12 protein-coding genes and 1 pseudogene are annotated in these 15,432 nt (G+C 64.6%); 6 read left to right on the top strand and 7 right to left on the bottom strand.

Translation table 11 applies throughout. The features are described from left to right. Positions 1-2: 2 nt before the first annotated feature. Both IVB36_RS13065 and ggt read right to left on the bottom strand, forming a co-directional pair. A complete protein-coding gene (locus IVB36_RS13065) occupies positions 3-617 on the bottom strand; it encodes a (2Fe-2S)-binding protein (protein WP_085349950.1) in 615 nt (204 codons plus the stop codon). A gap of 169 nt (positions 618-786) precedes the next feature. Continuing rightward, positions 787-2,373, bottom strand: a complete 1,587-nt coding sequence (ggt, locus tag IVB36_RS13060) for a gamma-glutamyltransferase (protein ID WP_085357460.1) — start codon at positions 2,371-2,373, stop codon at positions 787-789. Positions 2,374-2,557: 184 nt separating this feature from the next. On the opposite strand from ggt, the gene IVB36_RS13055 reads away from it, so the two are divergent. Both IVB36_RS13055 and IVB36_RS13050 read left to right on the top strand, forming a co-directional pair. Further along, entirely contained in the window at positions 2,558-3,325 is a 768-nt protein-coding gene (locus tag IVB36_RS13055; RefSeq protein ID WP_085357458.1) for a rhodanese-related sulfurtransferase, read from the top strand. Continuing rightward, on the top strand, positions 3,315-3,533 hold the full coding sequence (locus tag IVB36_RS13050) for a SlyX family protein (RefSeq protein WP_007606917.1): 219 nt from the start codon (positions 3,315-3,317) through the stop codon (positions 3,531-3,533). The genes IVB36_RS13055 and IVB36_RS13050 overlap by 11 nt, the downstream gene beginning before the upstream one ends. Positions 3,534-3,539: 6 nt before the next feature. On the opposite strand, the gene IVB36_RS13045 is transcribed toward IVB36_RS13050, so the two are convergent. After that, positions 3,540-5,444, bottom strand: a complete 1,905-nt coding sequence (locus IVB36_RS13045; protein WP_085357456.1) for a diguanylate cyclase — start codon at positions 5,442-5,444, stop codon at positions 3,540-3,542. 171 nt (positions 5,445-5,615) lie between these two features. Then, a complete protein-coding gene (locus IVB36_RS13040; protein WP_007595236.1) occupies positions 5,616-5,831 on the bottom strand; it encodes a hypothetical protein in 216 nt (71 codons plus the stop codon). Positions 5,832-5,941: 110 nt separating this feature from the next. Between IVB36_RS13040 and hemE the strand changes: the two genes are divergently transcribed. After that, on the top strand, positions 5,942-6,976 hold the full coding sequence (gene hemE, locus IVB36_RS13035) for a uroporphyrinogen decarboxylase (RefSeq protein ID WP_247338853.1): 1,035 nt from the start codon (positions 5,942-5,944) through the stop codon (positions 6,974-6,976). A 202-nt stretch (positions 6,977-7,178) separates the two neighbouring features. On the opposite strand, the gene hemC is transcribed toward hemE, so the two are convergent. The 3 genes from hemC to IVB36_RS13020 are packed head-to-tail and all read right to left on the bottom strand — an operon-like array spanning position 7,179 to position 10,452. Continuing rightward, entirely contained in the window at positions 7,179-8,159 is a 981-nt protein-coding gene (hemC, locus tag IVB36_RS13030; RefSeq protein WP_247372600.1) for a hydroxymethylbilane synthase, read from the bottom strand. Between the two features lie 25 nt (positions 8,160-8,184). Beyond that, entirely contained in the window at positions 8,185-9,810 is a 1,626-nt protein-coding gene (locus tag IVB36_RS13025; RefSeq protein WP_085394149.1) for a choline dehydrogenase, read from the bottom strand. 51 nt (positions 9,811-9,861) lie between these two features. Next, positions 9,862-10,452: a TetR/AcrR family transcriptional regulator gene (locus IVB36_RS13020; protein WP_018455020.1), complete on the bottom strand. Its 591-nt coding sequence runs from the start codon at positions 10,450-10,452 to the stop codon at positions 9,862-9,864. Positions 10,453-10,552: 100 nt separating this feature from the next. On the opposite strand from IVB36_RS13020, the gene IVB36_RS13015 reads away from it, so the two are divergent. From IVB36_RS13015 to IVB36_RS13005, 3 genes and pseudogenes are all read left to right on the top strand, one after another. Next, positions 10,553-10,918 (top strand): nuclear transport factor 2 family protein, encoded by a 366-nt coding sequence (locus tag IVB36_RS13015; protein ID WP_018455021.1) that lies wholly within the window; start codon positions 10,553-10,555, stop codon positions 10,916-10,918. 344 nt (positions 10,919-11,262) lie between these two features. Continuing rightward, positions 11,263-13,224 carry an EAL domain-containing protein gene (locus tag IVB36_RS13010; protein ID WP_204513796.1) on the top strand — a complete coding sequence of 654 codons (1,962 nt, stop codon included), beginning with the start codon at positions 11,263-11,265 and terminating at the stop codon, positions 13,222-13,224. Positions 13,225-13,589: 365 nt separating this feature from the next. Continuing rightward, a pseudogene (locus IVB36_RS13005) lies at positions 13,590-15,432 on the top strand (hypothetical protein); the annotation flags it as partial.

The following is a 15,432-nucleotide window of genomic DNA, read 5'->3' as shown; positions in this document are numbered from 1 at the left end:
GCCTAGCCTTTCATGATCTCGGGCGCGGCCTGCTTCACGGCGGCGACGATGTTGGGATAGGCGGCGCAGCGGCAGATGTTGCCGCTCATGTATTCGCGGATGTCGGCCTCGCTGCCCGCATGCCCCTCCTTGACGCAGGCAACGGCGGACATGATCTGGCCCGGCGTACAATAGCCGCATTGAAACGCATCGTTGTCGACGAAGGCCTGCTGCATCGGGTGCAAATGATCGTCGGTGGCAAGGCCCTCGATCGTGGTGATCTCCTGCCCCTCGGCCGCGAGCGCGAGCGTCAGGCACGACACCACGCGCCGGTCGTCGATCAGTACCGTGCAGGCACCACATTGGCCGTGGTCGCAGCCCTTTTTGCTGCCGGTGAGCTTGAGATGCTCCCGCAGCGCGTCGAGCACCGTCGTGCGGGCGTCGATGCGCAGGCGCTTGTCCTTGCCGTTGACCCGCAGCGTGACATCGACAGGAAGCGCCGGATCCTGGGCGGCCGACACGCTCGCATCCTGCGCGGCCGCACGCGCCGTCATGGGGACCAGCGCGCTGCCGGCAACGCCGGCCATGAAGGCGCGCCGATCGAATCCGGACGGTCCGGAACCTGATTTTTCGGACATGGAGGGCCTCCGCCGCTTCGAGCAAGAGCAGCGCACGCCTGCACCGCTCATCGGCCCTTAACCTGAAGCAATGAGCTCCGTTCCGAACGAGAAAGGGCGACGCAGCAAATGCCGCGTCGCCCTTCGTCAACTTTTCCTGATCTCGCGCGGGGAACTCCGTGCGCGGTGGTCAGTATCCGAGCGCGCAACCGTCTTTGCGCGGATCGGAACCGCCGGTGAGCGTGCCCTTGTCCCAGTCGATCCAGATCGCCTGCGCGCCGCCGAGCGGACCGACGACGCTGGTGGTCTTGTGGCCGAGCTTCTTCAGGCCTTCGACAATGGCGGCCGGCACGCTGTCCTCGAGCTGGTACTGACCTTCATAATGCAGGCCGCGCGGCATATCGATCGCCTCCTGCACGTCGCAGCCATAATCGAGAATGTTGGTCACCACATGGGTCTGGCCAACCGGCTGATATTGTCCGCCCATCACCGCGAACGGCATCACGGAACGGCCGCCCTTGGTGAGCAGGCTTGGCATGATCGTGTGCAGTGGACGCTTGTCGCCGGCGATGCAATTCGGGTGGCCGGGCTGGATGCGGAAGCCGCCGGCGCGGTTCTGGAGCAAAATGCCGGTCTTGTTCGAGACGATCGCCGAGCCGAAGGAATGCGCAACCGAGTTGATGAAGGAGCAGACGTTGCGGTCCTTGTCCACGACGGTGATGTAGATGGTCGACGGGTTCATCGGCGGCGCGACGTTCGGCAGGTCGAGCATGCGGTCCATGCGGATCTTGTCGATGTGCTCGTTGCAGTATTCCTTGGCGAGGATCCTGGCGACCTCGATCTGCATATGCTCGGGATCGGCGACATGCAGCTCGCGATGCATGTAGGCGATGCGCGCGGCCTCGGCTTCGAGGTGGAAGCGCTCGATGCTGAGCGGCGCGTATTTCGTCAGGTCGAAACGCGACAGGATGTTCAGCATCAGCAGCATGGTGAGGCCGGGTCCGTTCGGCGGGCACTGCCAGACGTCATAGCCCTTGTACATGGTGCCGATCGGCGTCGTCGTCTCAGTGGTGTGCGCGGCGAAATCGTCGATCGTGTGCAGGCCGCCGATCCCGCGCAGGGTCTCCACCATGTCTTCCGCGATCGGGCCCTTGTAGAAGGCGTCGCGGCCGTCCTTGGCGATCGCCCGCAGCGTCTTGCCGAGCTCGGCCTGGCGGATGACGTCGCCGGCCACCGGCGGCTTGCCGTGCGGCAGCAGATACCGCTCCGTGTTGGTGCCGGCCTTCAGCTTCTCGAACTGGTTCTTCCAGTCGAAGGCGATGCGGGGGGCGACGACGTAGCCTTCCTCGGCCGCCTTGATCGCGGGCTGAAGCAGCCGGTCGAAGCCGAACTTGCCGTGATCGCGCAAGACGGTTGCAAAGGCGTCGATCACGCCGGGGATCGAGACCGCATGCGCCGAGGTCAGCGGCACGGAGTTGATCTTGCGCTCGAGATACCAATCGGCGTTCGCCGCCTTCGGGGCGCGGCCGGAGCCGTTATAGGCGATGATCTTGCCCTCGCCGCGCGGCTGGATCAGCGCAAAGCAGTCGCCGCCGATGCCGGTCGATTGCGGCTCGATCACGCCGAGAATGGCCGAACCCGCGACGGCCGCGTCCACCGCCGTGCCGCCCTCGCGCAGCACCTCGATCGCGGCAAGCGACGCCTGCGGATGCGAGGTCGCCACCATCGCGTTGGTGGCGTGGACCGTGGACCTGCCGGGGAAATGGAAGTTTCTCATCGAATTCTGCTCTCATTGGGCGTCTGGTGCGGATGGCGCGCCATCTCGGAAAATCCGGGCCTACATGACACATTCCGGCCGGCCGGGGCAATGCTGGCATGCCAGGGAAATGGCTGCCATCCGCCGGGAATAGAGCTGCTCGATGCGGGTTTTCCGGGCGAGCCCCGCCTGCTAAACGGGCGCCATGATTTACAAGGTCGCCGCCTTCTACCAATTCGCCGCCCTGCCCGATTACCGCGAGCTGCGCGAGCCGCTGCGCGCGTTCTGCGCCGGCCTGGAGCTAAAGGGCAGCGTGCTGCTCGCGCAGGAGGGCATCAACGGCACGGTCGCGGGCGCGGGCGAGGCGATCGACGCGCTTACCCAAGAGCTCGCTCACGGCGACATGTTCGGCGGCAGGTTGAACAATCTCGAATTGAAGTTCTCGACCGCCGAGACGATGCCATTCGGCCGGCTCAAGGTGCGGTTGAAGAAGGAGATCGTCACGCTCGGCGACGAAAGCGCCGACCCGACGCGGCAGGTCGGCACCTATGTCGATGCGGCCGAATGGAACGCGCTCATCGAAGCGCCGGATACGCTGGTGCTCGACACCAGGAACGCCTTCGAGGTGGCGATGGGGACGTTCGAGGGCGCGCTCGACCCCGGCATCAGGAGCTTTGGCCAGTTCAAAGATTTTGCGGCCGAGCAGCTCGATCCCGCCAGACACCGCAGAATCGCGATGTTCTGCACCGGCGGCATCCGCTGCGAGAAGGCGAGCGCACACCTGCTCGCGCGCGGCTTTGCCGAGGTCTATCACCTCAAGGGCGGCGTTCTCAAATATCTGGAAGAGGTGCCGGAGGCTCAGAGTCGCTGGCGCGGCGAATGCTTCGTGTTCGATGAGCGTGTCGCGCTCGGCCACGGTTTGCAAGAATGTGGATTGCGCGAACGGGACAAGGACGCGGCACGTGACGAATGAGATCAAGACGCTCGGCGAGCGCATCGACACGCTGGAGACCCGCCTCGCCTATCAGGACGACGCGATTGAGACGCTGAACCAGACCATCACGGCGCAGTGGAAGCAGATCGACGCGCTGACGCGGAGAATCGCAGAGCTCGGCGAGCGGCTGCAGGAGGCCGAGGCGAATGCGCCGGGAGCCGCCAATGAGCGTCCGCCGCATTATTGAGCGGGCTTACTGACCGGACGCCTTGAGAAGAAGGTTACTCACCTCGCCCGACATCATCAGCCGGTTGCGCCCGGCCTCCTTGGCAGCATAGAGCGCCTGGTCGGCGGCCTCGACCAGCGAGGTGACGCCGGCCGTGCGCTCCAGCGCCGGCCGGCACGCAGCACCGCCGAGCGAAGCGGTGACGCAGCCAGCCACATGGTTGCTGGTGTGGACCAGGCCCGCATCACGGATCGCCCGTCGAATCCGGTCGCCGATCAGGGCGCAGCCCGCAGCGTCGGTGTTCGGCAACAACATGGCGAACTCCTCGCCGCCGTAACGCGCCGCAAGATCGCCGGAACGCTGCGCCTCAGCAGCGATGATCTGGGCCACCTGCCGGAGGCAGGCATCGCCCGCGGGATGGCCGTAGTCGTCGTTGTAAGACTTGAAGTGGTCGACGTCGATCATCAGCAAAGAGAGGCTGGAGCGCTCGCGATAGGCACGCGCCCACTCCTCCTTCAATCGTTCATCGAAGCGGCGGCGATTGGCAAGCCCGGTGAGGCTGTCTTCGATCGCGAGCGTTTCGAGCCGGGTCTCGAGCTTCTTCTGCTCGGTGATGTCGCGCGAGATCGCGACCACGCCGTCGACGCGGCCATTCTCCTTGCGGGTCACCCGCATGGTCGATTCGAGCCAGACTTCCGAGTTCTGCCGGTGCACATTGCGATAGGTGACCCGCGCCTCCTCCGCATCGCCGCGCTTCATGGCGTCGACGAGGGCCTGGACCTGCGGCCGGTCGTCCGGGTGAATGCCGGCCAGCGCGAGGGTACCGATCAGTTGATTGGCGCGCCAGCCAACGACGCCAATCGATGACGGCGAGACATAGCGCAGCCGCTCGTCGAGCCCGATACGGGTCACCATGTCACTGGAGCCTTCGGCAAGCAGCCGGAAATGCGCTTCCTTCTCGACCAGCGCGGCCGCCATACTCTGGCCCCGTTGCAGCTGCCGCACCAGCACCGCACCGATGATCGCGATCAGCATGACCAGCGCGAGCACGTAGAGCATGCGGGAGATCGCCGCAGCACGCCAGGGCGCCAGCAATTCGGCCTTGTCGACGGTGGCGAGCAGGACCAGCGGATAACGGCCGGAGCGCTTGAAGAAGCTGACCCGGTCGGCACCGTCGAGCGGCGACTTGAAATGGTAGGCGCCGCCCGGCCGCTGCAAGGCGGTATCGCGGAACAGCGGCGTATCGGCAACGCTGCGACCGACGAACCTGTCGTTGCTGGGGTTACGCGCGATGATCAGGCCGTCGCCGTGCGTCAGCGCCACCGAGCTGTTGCGGCCGATCTCGAACTGTTCGTAGAAATGCGAGAGATATCCCGAGCTGATGGTCGCGAGCACCACGCCGCCGAAGCTGCCGTCGAGCTTGTTGAAACGGCGCGACAGGGTCACGACCCACTCACCGTCGAGCAGGCTCTTCACGGGACGGCCGACATGGGGCTCCCGTTTCGGCGAGAGCTGGTGATATCGGAAGAACGCGTCGTCGTTTAGCGTCGAGCCGATCGTGCCAGGCGAGGTCAACCAGTTGCCGCGCTCGTCGATGATGGCGAGGCTATGGATGCGCTCTATCGCCTTCTTTCGCGCCTCCAGCAGGTTTCGGAGCTTGGCGATCGTGGCCGGCTCGGTGCCGTCCATCTCCAGCCGGCTGACGACGCCGACGACGCCTGAATCCAAGAGATCGAGGCTGTCCTCTGCATGTTGCGTCAGCGAGCGCGCAACGTTCGCCATTTCTGCCTCGGCGCCTTTGAGCACCGCGTCGCGGGCCGCCCATTCCCGCCAGCCGCTGACGCCGAGGATGGCCACGCAGGTCAGCGCGACGAACGCAGCCGCCCGCAGCGGCAGGCGGCTCCATCCGGCTCTTTGGGTTACAGCACTCATGCAGCAGAATTCTCCGATGACCGGAAACTCTGCTGCTTCTGTTATTGAACTCTGAAACACCGGGAGAAATATGCAGTGATGTCCCCGGCTTTCCGTAGTCGTACGGACGCCGGAATCAGCGCATCGCTAACAAGGCATTAGCAAACCTATCGGAATCCGGCGCTCTCCGCCTTAGCTGAAGATCGCCTTAACCTTGTCCCAGAGCGAGGGATTGTCGGCCTCCGCATCGGCCTTCGAGGGCGTCGGCTGGGCGGCGCTCACGGGGTCGGACGCCGGGAAGGTATCTTTCAGACCGGCGTCGAGCTTGGCGTGGCGGTCGGCGGCGAGCGCTTCGTGCAGATCGTCGGCGTGCTTGTCATGCGGCGCGGGGTTGAATGTCTCAGCCATGGTCTCGTCCTCCGTTGGCTGGTCAACGCGGCCCAATTGCGCTTGGTTCCCCTGTTCCGCTTCGGGCCGTGGCGGTGTATCAGGAGCCCTAACCATCTTCAGGACCGTTCGTGCCCCAGTCTGCGACCAAACCATTCATCGACGTCCTCTCCGGCCCGCGGCAGGTCGTTCCGCCGATCTGGATGATGCGGCAGGCCGGCCGTTACTTGCCCGAATATCGCGAGGTGCGCGCCAAGGCCGGCGGCTTTCTCGATCTCTGCTTCAACCCGGAGCTTGCCGCCGAGGTGACGCTGCAACCGATCCGGAGGTTCGGCTTCGATGCGGCGATCATCTTCTCCGACATCCTGGTGATCCCCTATGCGCTCGGACGTTCCGTGCGCTTCGAGGTCGGCGAGGGTCCGCGGCTCGAACCGCTGGATGATCCCGCCAAGGTCGCAACACTGGCGAAGCACGCCGATTTCGGCAAGCTCGCGCCGGTGTTCGAGGCCCTCAAGATCGTGCGCAGCGCGCTCGATCCCAAGATCGCGCTGATCGGCTTCTGCGGCGCTCCGTGGACGGTGGCGACCTACATGGTCGCCGGCCAGGGTACGCCCGACCAGGCCCCGGCGCGGATGATGGCCTACCGGCATCCGGAGGCGTTCGCAGCTATCATCGACGTGCTGGTCGAGAACTCGATCGAATATCTGCTGGCGCAGCTTGCGGCCGGCGCCAACGCCTTGCAGATCTTCGACACCTGGGCCGGCGTGCTGCCACCCTCCGAGTTCGCGCGCTGGTCGGTCGAGCCGACCCGGCGCATCGTCGAAGGCGTGCGCGCCAAGGTGCCGGACGCCAAGATCATCGGCTTTCCGCGCGGTGCCGGTGCGCAACTGCCCGGGTTCGTCGAGGCGACCGGCGTCAACGCCGTCAGCATCGACTGGACCGCGGAGCCGGCCTTCATCCGCGAGCGCGTGCAGAGCAAGGTTGCGGTTCAGGGCAATCTCGATCCACTGGTGCTGATCACAGGCGGCGCCGCGCTCGACCGCGCGGTCGACGACACGCTGGCGAATTTCGCGCAAGGGCGGTTCATCTTCAATCTCGGCCACGGCATCCAGCCGGAGACGCCGATCGCCCATGTCGAGCAGATGCTGAAGCGGGTTCGGGGCTGATTTATTTTGCGCCTGGGGAGCGGAAAAACAAAAAAACGCGAAAACAACCCCATGCACAGTAGAGAGGCCACGCCCGATCAATGACTTAGGGCGGACTGAAATCAGGTGCGCCGTCATCGCATCAGAGCGCGCCAACATTTGACCCGTCGGGCAAAACAGGCGCATGATGCCATCATCCACCGATGCCCGCCTCGCGGCCGACTTAGCGCGGCCGGCTGCGCTCGATGATCTCCGCGGCGCCCTTGGCCAGCAGATCCAGTCCCACCGCACGGCCGAGTTCGCGTGGGCGATTGGCGGGGCCCGAACGCAAGGCTTCGATGATGGTGTTGCCGGAGAGATCGAGCACGGACGCGGTGAGCGACATCTGATCACCCGCAATGGTCGAAAAGCCCGCCACCGGCGAATTGCAATGGCCGTTCAGCACCCACAGCACCTCGCGCTCTGCATCGGCGCAGGCGTGGGCAGCGGGATCGTCGATCGATGCGAGGATGCGACGCGTCTGCCAGTCCTGCGCGGCGCATTCGACGGCGACGATGCCCTGCCCCGCTGCCGGCAGCATCTCGGCTGCGGTAAACTCGTAGGCGATGCGCTGTGAAAGGCCGACGCGGTCGAGGCCGGACCGCGCCATGATGAGCGCATCCGCAGGCCCCACCGCGCCGCCATCCGGCAGGCGCTGCTTCTCGCCATTGTCGAGTTTTCGCACGCGCGTGTCCGCGGCGCCGCGGAAGTGGATGATCTCCACGTCCGGAAACAACCGCCGCGCATAGGCGGCGCGGCGGACGGCGTTGGTGCCGATCTTGAAACCCTTGCCACGAGATTGGCGCAACGCCTCCAGCGTCACGCCGTCACGCAGCACCAGCGCGTCGTTGGGAGGATCGCGCGAGAGCGTGGCGCCGATCACGAGGCCGGGCGTGTCTTCGTTGCCGGGCATGTCCTTCAGCGAATGCATCGACGCGTGGAGTTCGCCCGACAGCACCGCGGCGCGGATCTGCGCCACGAAGGCACCGCCCTTGCCGCCATGGGGCAACAGCTTGCTGGTCTGGTCGAGATCGCCCGTGGTGTCGAACTTGACGATCTCGACGTCGAGATCGGGCATGGCGGCGGTCAGGCGGCGCGCGATCTCTTCCGTCTGTGCCAGCGCCATCGCGCTCTTGCGTGTGCCGATCTTGAATCGCGTAGCCAAGCCCAAATCCTCTCAAGACGCGAGTTTACCGCGCATCCTCCAATATCATGTCGGAGGCCTTTTCGGCGATCATGATGATCGGCGCGTTGGTGTTCCCCGACACGAGATCGGGCATGATCGAACCGTCGACGATTCGGAGGCCTTCGAGGCCCCTCACCTTCAGCCGCTGATCGACCACCGCGAGCGCATCATTGCCCATACGACAGGTCGAGGTTGGATGGTAGATGGTGCTGCCCCGCTCACGGCAATAGTCCAGCAGCTCGGCATCCGTGGACACCTTCGCTCCGGGATCGTACTCGTCGACCACGAACGGCTTCAGCGCCGGTGCATGCAATATCTTGCGCAGGATCTTCAGGCCTTCCACGTTGGTGGTGCGGTCGGTCTCGGTCGACATGTAGTTGATGCGGATCTCCGGCGGCACTGTCGGGTCGGCGCTCTTGATGCGCAAGGACCCGCGGCTTTCGGGACGGAGCTGGCACACCGACGCCGTGAAGCCGGAGAAATCGTGCAGCTTCTCGCCCATCTTGTCGGTCGAGAACGGCAGGAAGTGGACCTGGATGTCGGGCGAGGCCAGCCGCGGACTGGTCTTGAAGAACGCGCCCGCCGTGCCGGCCGCGATCGTCAGCCAGCCTTTGCGGAACAGCGCATAGCGCGCGCCAGCCATGGTGCGGCGGAGCGGATGATTGACGGTGTCGTTCAGCGTGATCTTCTGCGAGCAGCGCATCACGATGCGGACTTGCATGTGGTCCTGGAGATCGTGCCCGACGCCCGGCGCGTCCAGCACGACGTCGATGCCGTGCTTGCGCAGGAGGTCGGCGGGTCCGACGCCGGAGAGCTGGAGCAGCTGCGGCGAGTTGTAGGCGCCGCTCGACAGCACGACCTCCTTGCGCGCACGGGCGCGGCGCAATGTGGCGCCCTGACGGTATTCAACGCCGATCGCGCGGCGGCCCTCGAACAGCACGCGCTGGCCAAGCGCGCCAGTTTCGATCTTGAGATTGCGACGGGCCTTGGCGGGGCCGAGATAGGCCACCGCCGTCGAGGCGCGGCGGCCGTTGCGCGTCGTGGTCTGGAACAGGCCGACGCCTTCCTGGGTGGCGCCGTTGAAATCAGGATTGTAGGGCAGACCGGTCTCGACCGCGGCATCGATGAAGGCCTTCGACAGCGGGTCGGTCACCACCATGTTGGAGACCGGCAGCGGGCCGCCGCTGCCGTGGTATTGATCGGCGCCGCGCGACTGGTTCTCGGCCTTCTTGAAATAGGGCAGCACGTCGTCATAGCCCCAGCCGGCGTTGCCGCGCTGACGCCATCTGTCGTAATCCTCGTGCTGACCGCGGACATAGAGCAGGCCGTTGATCGAGCTCGATCCGCCCAGCGTCTTGCCGCGCGGCTGGAACACCTGACGGCCCTTCAGCTCAGGCTCCGGTTCGGTCTGGTACATCCAGTTGACGGTCTTTTCCTTGAACAGCTTGCCGTAGCCGAGCGGCACGTGGATCCAGATGTTGGAATCCTTCGGGCCTGCCTCGAGCAGCAGCACGCTGTGCTTGCCGTTGGCCGACAGCCGGTTGGCGAGCACACAGCCGGCAGAGCCGGCACCGACGATGATGTAGTCGAATTCAGGGTCGGAGGGTGTCAGGGAGGAAGTTGCGTTCATGCGCTACTGTTCTTTTTGTTGACGGGCGTTTCCAATCATCACTTAGCACGATCATGCAGCCACGCGCAGCGCCTCGACCAGCGACCTGAACGCACGGGCATATTCCGCACCCGCCCTTGCGATATCGGCGCGTCCGGCGCAGGCGACGGCGGCCTCCGTTACCGCGCCGAGCAGCAGCCGGGCCAGCGGCTCGACCGGCTGCCGCGCGATCAGGCCGGCCTCCATCGCCGCCGCAATCGCGCGCGGCAGCTTGCCGCCGAAATGTTTGGCGTCGATCTCGCGCCAGCGCTCCCAGCCGAGCACGGCCGGGCCGTCGCGCAGGATGATCTGGCCGGTCGGGCCCTTCGCGGTCGCGGCGAAATAATGCTGGGTGCCGGCGACCATCGCGGCAAGCACGTCCTTCTCGGCACGGGCCGTGCTGTCGATTTCGGCGACGAGGTCGCGCGAGACCTCATTGAACACCGCTTCGAACACCGCCTCCTTGGTCTTGAAGTGATGATACACCGCGCCCTTGGCGACGTGGGCGGCTTCGGCGATCTCGTCCATCGTCGTCGCGACAAAGCCTTGCGTCCCGAACAGGCGGCGCGCCGCCGTCAGGATCGCCTCCGATGTCGCAGCCCGCCGCTCCGCCTGTTTCGCCATGGGTCTGCTGTAGTCGAAATGGACGAGGACAGCCAGTTGACTTTTCGACCGTCGGTCGGTATTTACCGACCAACAGTCGGTTTTATTCGTGAGGTGCACCATGCCGAGCCGTGATGTCGTCGAAGCTTTTGCCAAACGATTGGAGGACGGGGATTTCGTCGGGGCGATCCTCGACTACTACACGCCGGACGCCGCCACCTATGAAAACCAGGGCGATCCCGTGGTCGGACGCGACAAGCTCGCCGCCAAGGAGCGCGGCGTGCTGGCAGCCTTCAAGGAGGTCAAGGCGGTGCGCATTGGGCCGAGCCTGATCGAAGGGGATCATGTCGCGACGCGCTGGAGATTCAGCTTCACCAATGCCGAAGGCATCATCCGAACGTTGGATGAGATCGCATGGCAGACCTGGCGGGGCGATCAGTTGATCGAAGAGCGGTTCTATTACGATCCGAAGCAGTTGGGGCGGTGATGCCTGAAGCACAACTGTCATCGCCCGGCTTGACCGGGCGATCCAGTACTCCGAGACAGGCTTGATTGATCCGATAGGTCGCGGCGTACTGGATGCCCCGCCCCAGTGCGCAAGTGCGCACAAGGCGAGGCATGACAGCGGAATTGGTAGCGAACATAGCCTCCCGTCACAGCCGTAACGCGAGGCGCCGCATTTGTATCGATTTGTTATCGATACAATATCGCGAACACGCAGAAGTGGTCAGAGCAATCGTCGCAAGTTTGGATAATTCATAGTTCGTCAAAGGTTTGCAGCGAATTCTCCTGACCGGGCCGGACAAGCGGCCCATGCTGCTAGGCTCTGGAATGCGGACTCAAACGACCAGCTATTTCGCGCGGCTGTTCGCCGGTGATCTGTCGGCCTTTGGCGGTCCCGTAACCGACGAAGCCGTCGCCGGCCATATCCGCGCCGAACAGATGTCGCTGGTGCTCGGCTATTCAGTCGGCATCATGCTGGCCAATGCCTGCAACGCCGGGGTACTCGTCGTCGCGCTGTGGCATTCGCCGGACTTGAAGCTGGCCTTGATCTGGGCCGCCATCGTGGCGGGCGCCGCGATCGCGTTCGGCCTGCAATCCCATGCCGCGCGCCGCATCACCAAACCGCAATTCGTCTCGCGCCGGGCCATGCATCGGCTGGTGCGCAATGCTTTCATCCTCGGCGCCGCCTGGGGCACCGTTCCGGTCGCATTCTTCGTCAATGCCTCAACGGGCGGGCAGCTCGTCATCACCTGCCTTTGCTCGGGGATGCTGGCGGGGGGCGCGCTGGCCTTCGCCACCATCCCGATCGCCGCGATCGCATTCACGGCCCCGATCTTCGCTGGCATCGCGATCTGCCTCGGCAGGAATGGCGATCCGGCGTTTCTGCTGATCGCTTTCCTGGTGGTCGTCTACGGATCAGTGCTGCTGCGCAGCGTGTTCGTCAATTCGATCGCGTTCGCACGGCGCGTGATGCGGCAGATCGAGGCCGAGCGTACGGTGCGGCAGGACTCGCTGACCCATCTGCCCAATCGCGTCGCGTTCAACGAAACGCTCGATGCAGCCTTGAAGCGGCTCGCTCTGTCCGGCGAGGAATTCGCGGTGCTTCTGCTCGATCTCGATCGTTTCAAGGAGGTCAACGACAAGTTCGGCCATCCCGCCGGCGACGAGTTTCTGGTCCAGATCGCGAGCCGCCTGCAACGCTGCACCCGCGCGGCCGAGCATGTCGCACGCATCGGCGGCGACGAGTTCGCGCTGGTGATGGCCAATCGGGCGCGGCCGGAGGATGCGCTCGAGATCGCCGAGCGCTTCGTCGCGGCCTTCGATGAACCGTTCCAGATCGAGGGCCGCCAGATCGTCGGCGCGACCAGCGTCGGCATCGTGCTGGCGCCGCGTGACGGCAGCACGCAACTCGACATCATGAAGAACGCCGACACCGCGCTCTACCGCGCCAAGAAGGCCGGACCTGGCACGGTGTGTTTCTTCGAGGAAGCCGACGACCGCTCGTCACGCGACCGCAAAGCGCTGCAATCGGATCTGGAAGGCGCCATCGCCAGGGACGAGCTGTTCCTGGTGTTCCAGCCGTTCCTCGACCTCGGCGGCAACCGCATCACCGGCTTCGAGGCACTGCTGCGCTGGCAGCATCCCCAGCGCGGGCTGGTGCCGCCGAGCGAATTCATCCCGATCGCCGAGGAAACCGGGTTGATCCACGAGATCGGCGAATGGGTCGTCCGCCGCGCCTGCGCGACGGTTGCCGAGTGGCCCGAAGAGATCAGGGTCGCGGTGAATTTCTCGGCCGCGCAGTTTCACAACAACGGCCTCCTCCAGATCATCGTGCAGGCGCTCGCGGACGCGAAGATCGCCCCGCACCGGCTCGAGATCGAGATCACGGAATCGATGCTGCTGTCGAAATACGCCTCGGCCGCGTCGGTCCTGAACGCGCTGCTGGAGCTCGGCGTCACCGTGGCGCTCGACGATTTCGGCACCGGCTTCTCCTCGCTGACTTACCTGCGCAAGCTGCCGTTCAGCCGCATCAAGATCGACCAGTCCTTCATCCGCGACATGCTGGTGCAGCCCGACTGCGCCGCGATCGTGAAATCGGTGATTGGGCTCGCGCGCGACCTGCGCATCGGCGTGGTCGCCGAAGGCGTCGAGACCGCCGACCAGCTCGAATATCTGCGCCAGATCGGTTGCGACGAGGTGCAGGGTTATCTCATCAGCCGGCCGGTGTCGGCGGATGGCGTTCTGGCGCTGCTTGATCCGAAGAAGTTGCGGGCGACCTACGCGGCGTAGAACGTGGACTCATAAAAGTGGAAGTGTCCGCTTTTGAAGTTCAAGCAGACTTGCACAAGCAGTCCCGCAGTTTCGACCTTTGGCCCAAGTCGGGCATGCATAAAAGACAGCGAGCCACCTAATTAGGGGGTTTTCGGACCGCACCAGGTTTGCCATCTCACCGCTGTGCCTTTGAGGCAACGATCACCATCAAACTGCGCCCCGTGGTTCAGCGGCGGTATCTTTGATGCTGACGATAGTTCACAGTGAAGATCAATTTTGGAATAACGGAAATTTGTATGGCGCGACAGTTGCTCAATGCGCGCCATCGCGCTCGCTCGGATACTGCACTAACGGAATCGCGCGCAGCCACGGGGCTAGCGCAAATGTCCGGGACTGCGCGGCTGCGTAGTGGCTCCGCTTGGTGGCGTGCCATCACGGCCGCGGCGCCAACTCTGGTCGCCGCCATCGCAATCGTGCTGCTGGCCGATACAGCCGCGCAGGCGGATTGCACCCCCGCATCCGCCAACGATGTCACCGCGACCTGTACCGGGATCACCATTAATCAGGGCGCCGGCGCGCCCGGCACCAGCGCAGACCCCAACAACGGCTACGGCACCGCCGTCGAAACTGGCGTCACGGTCACTGTCGATATCAACGCCTCCGTCACCGGTCTTCAGAACGGCCTCGCTCTCGGTTCGGGCGCTGTTACCAATTCCGGCAGCATCACCGGCACCGACGGCCTTTTGGGCCGCGGCATTTACGCCGACACCAACGCGACGGTGACGAACCTTGCCGCCGGCAGCATCACAGGCGGCGCGCACGGAATTTTTGCTCTCGGATCTGCCGATGTCACCAATTCCGGCAGCATCGCCGGCGCCGCCAACGCCGGTATTGGCGCGGTAGGCACTGCAACGGTAACCAACAATGCCGGCGGCAGTATTACGGGCGGCTTTTACGGAATTGGCGCCACGGTCGCCGATGTCACCAATTCGGGAAACATCACGGGCGGCCAGGTCGGCATTGCCGGCTCAGTCGGCGTGACGGTGACCAACAATGCTGCCGGCAACATCACGGGCGGCGGGTTCGGAATTGCCGCCGTCGGAGGAGGCTTTGCCAATGTCTCCAATTCCGGCAGCATCACCGGCACCGGCGCGGGCTCCTTCGGCGTCATCTCTCAGTCCAACGCGACGGTGACCAACAATGCCTCCGGCAACATCAGCGGCGCCGAGAGCGGAATTTCCGCCGTCGGAGGCTTTGCCAATGTCTCCAATTCCGGCAGCATCACCGGCGGCACCGACGCCGGTATTTTCGCCCAAACGACCGCAACGGTAACCAACAGTGCCGGCGGCAGTATTACAGGCGGCCTGTATGGAATTAGGGCCGCGATCGCCGATGTCACCAATTCCGGCAGCATCACCGGCGGCGCCATCGCTGGTTTCGTCGACGGTGGTATTATTGCCGACCAGAAGGCAACAGTAACCAACAAGGCCGGCGGTACTATTGCGGGCGGCAAGGTGGGAATTTACGTCGCCGCAGGCTCCGCCAACGTCACCAATTCCGGCAACATCACCGGCACCGTCGTTGCCATTGGCGCCATCGGAGGCTTTGCCAACGTCACCAATTCCGGCAGCATCACCAGTGGCCAGTACGGAATTTACGCCACCGGCGCCGGTTCTTCGGTCTTCAATGCCGGTACCATCAGCGGTGGCACCGCCGCGATCCGGTTTGCCGTCGGTGGCAATACGCTGACGCTGGCGCCGGGCTCGGTGATCACGACCAATGTGCTTGGCACCGGCGCCGACACGTTCCAGCTCGGCGGCACTGGCGCGGCGAGCTTCGATGTCTCGCAGATCGACGCGGCCGCGCAGTATCAGGGGTTCGGCACCTTCAACAAGGTCGACAATTCGATCTGGACCCTGACCGGCACCAGCACCTTTGCAGGTCCGGTCAACGTCAATGGTGGCACGCTCGCGGTCAACGGCGATATCACCTCGGCAAGCGGCATCACCGTGAACACTGGAGGTACGCTTGGCGGCATCGGCACGGTCGGCAACACCAACGTCAACGGCGGCACGCTGGCGCCTGGCAATTCGATCGGCACGCTCACCGTCAGCGGCAGCCTGACGATGACGGCGGCATCGACCTATCTGGTGCAGATATCGGGCGCATCGAGCGACATGACGGTTGTGACCGGCACCGCCAACCTTGCGGGCAAGGTCACGGTCG

Origin of the sequence: Bradyrhizobium sp. 35 (genome assembly GCF_023073215.1) — a bacterium.
In the GTDB taxonomy this organism is placed as follows: Bacteria; Pseudomonadota; Alphaproteobacteria; order Rhizobiales; family Xanthobacteraceae; genus Bradyrhizobium; species Bradyrhizobium canariense_D.
The sequence above is the reverse complement of the archived record's forward strand: the minus strand, read 5'-3'. Positions and strand labels throughout refer to the sequence as shown.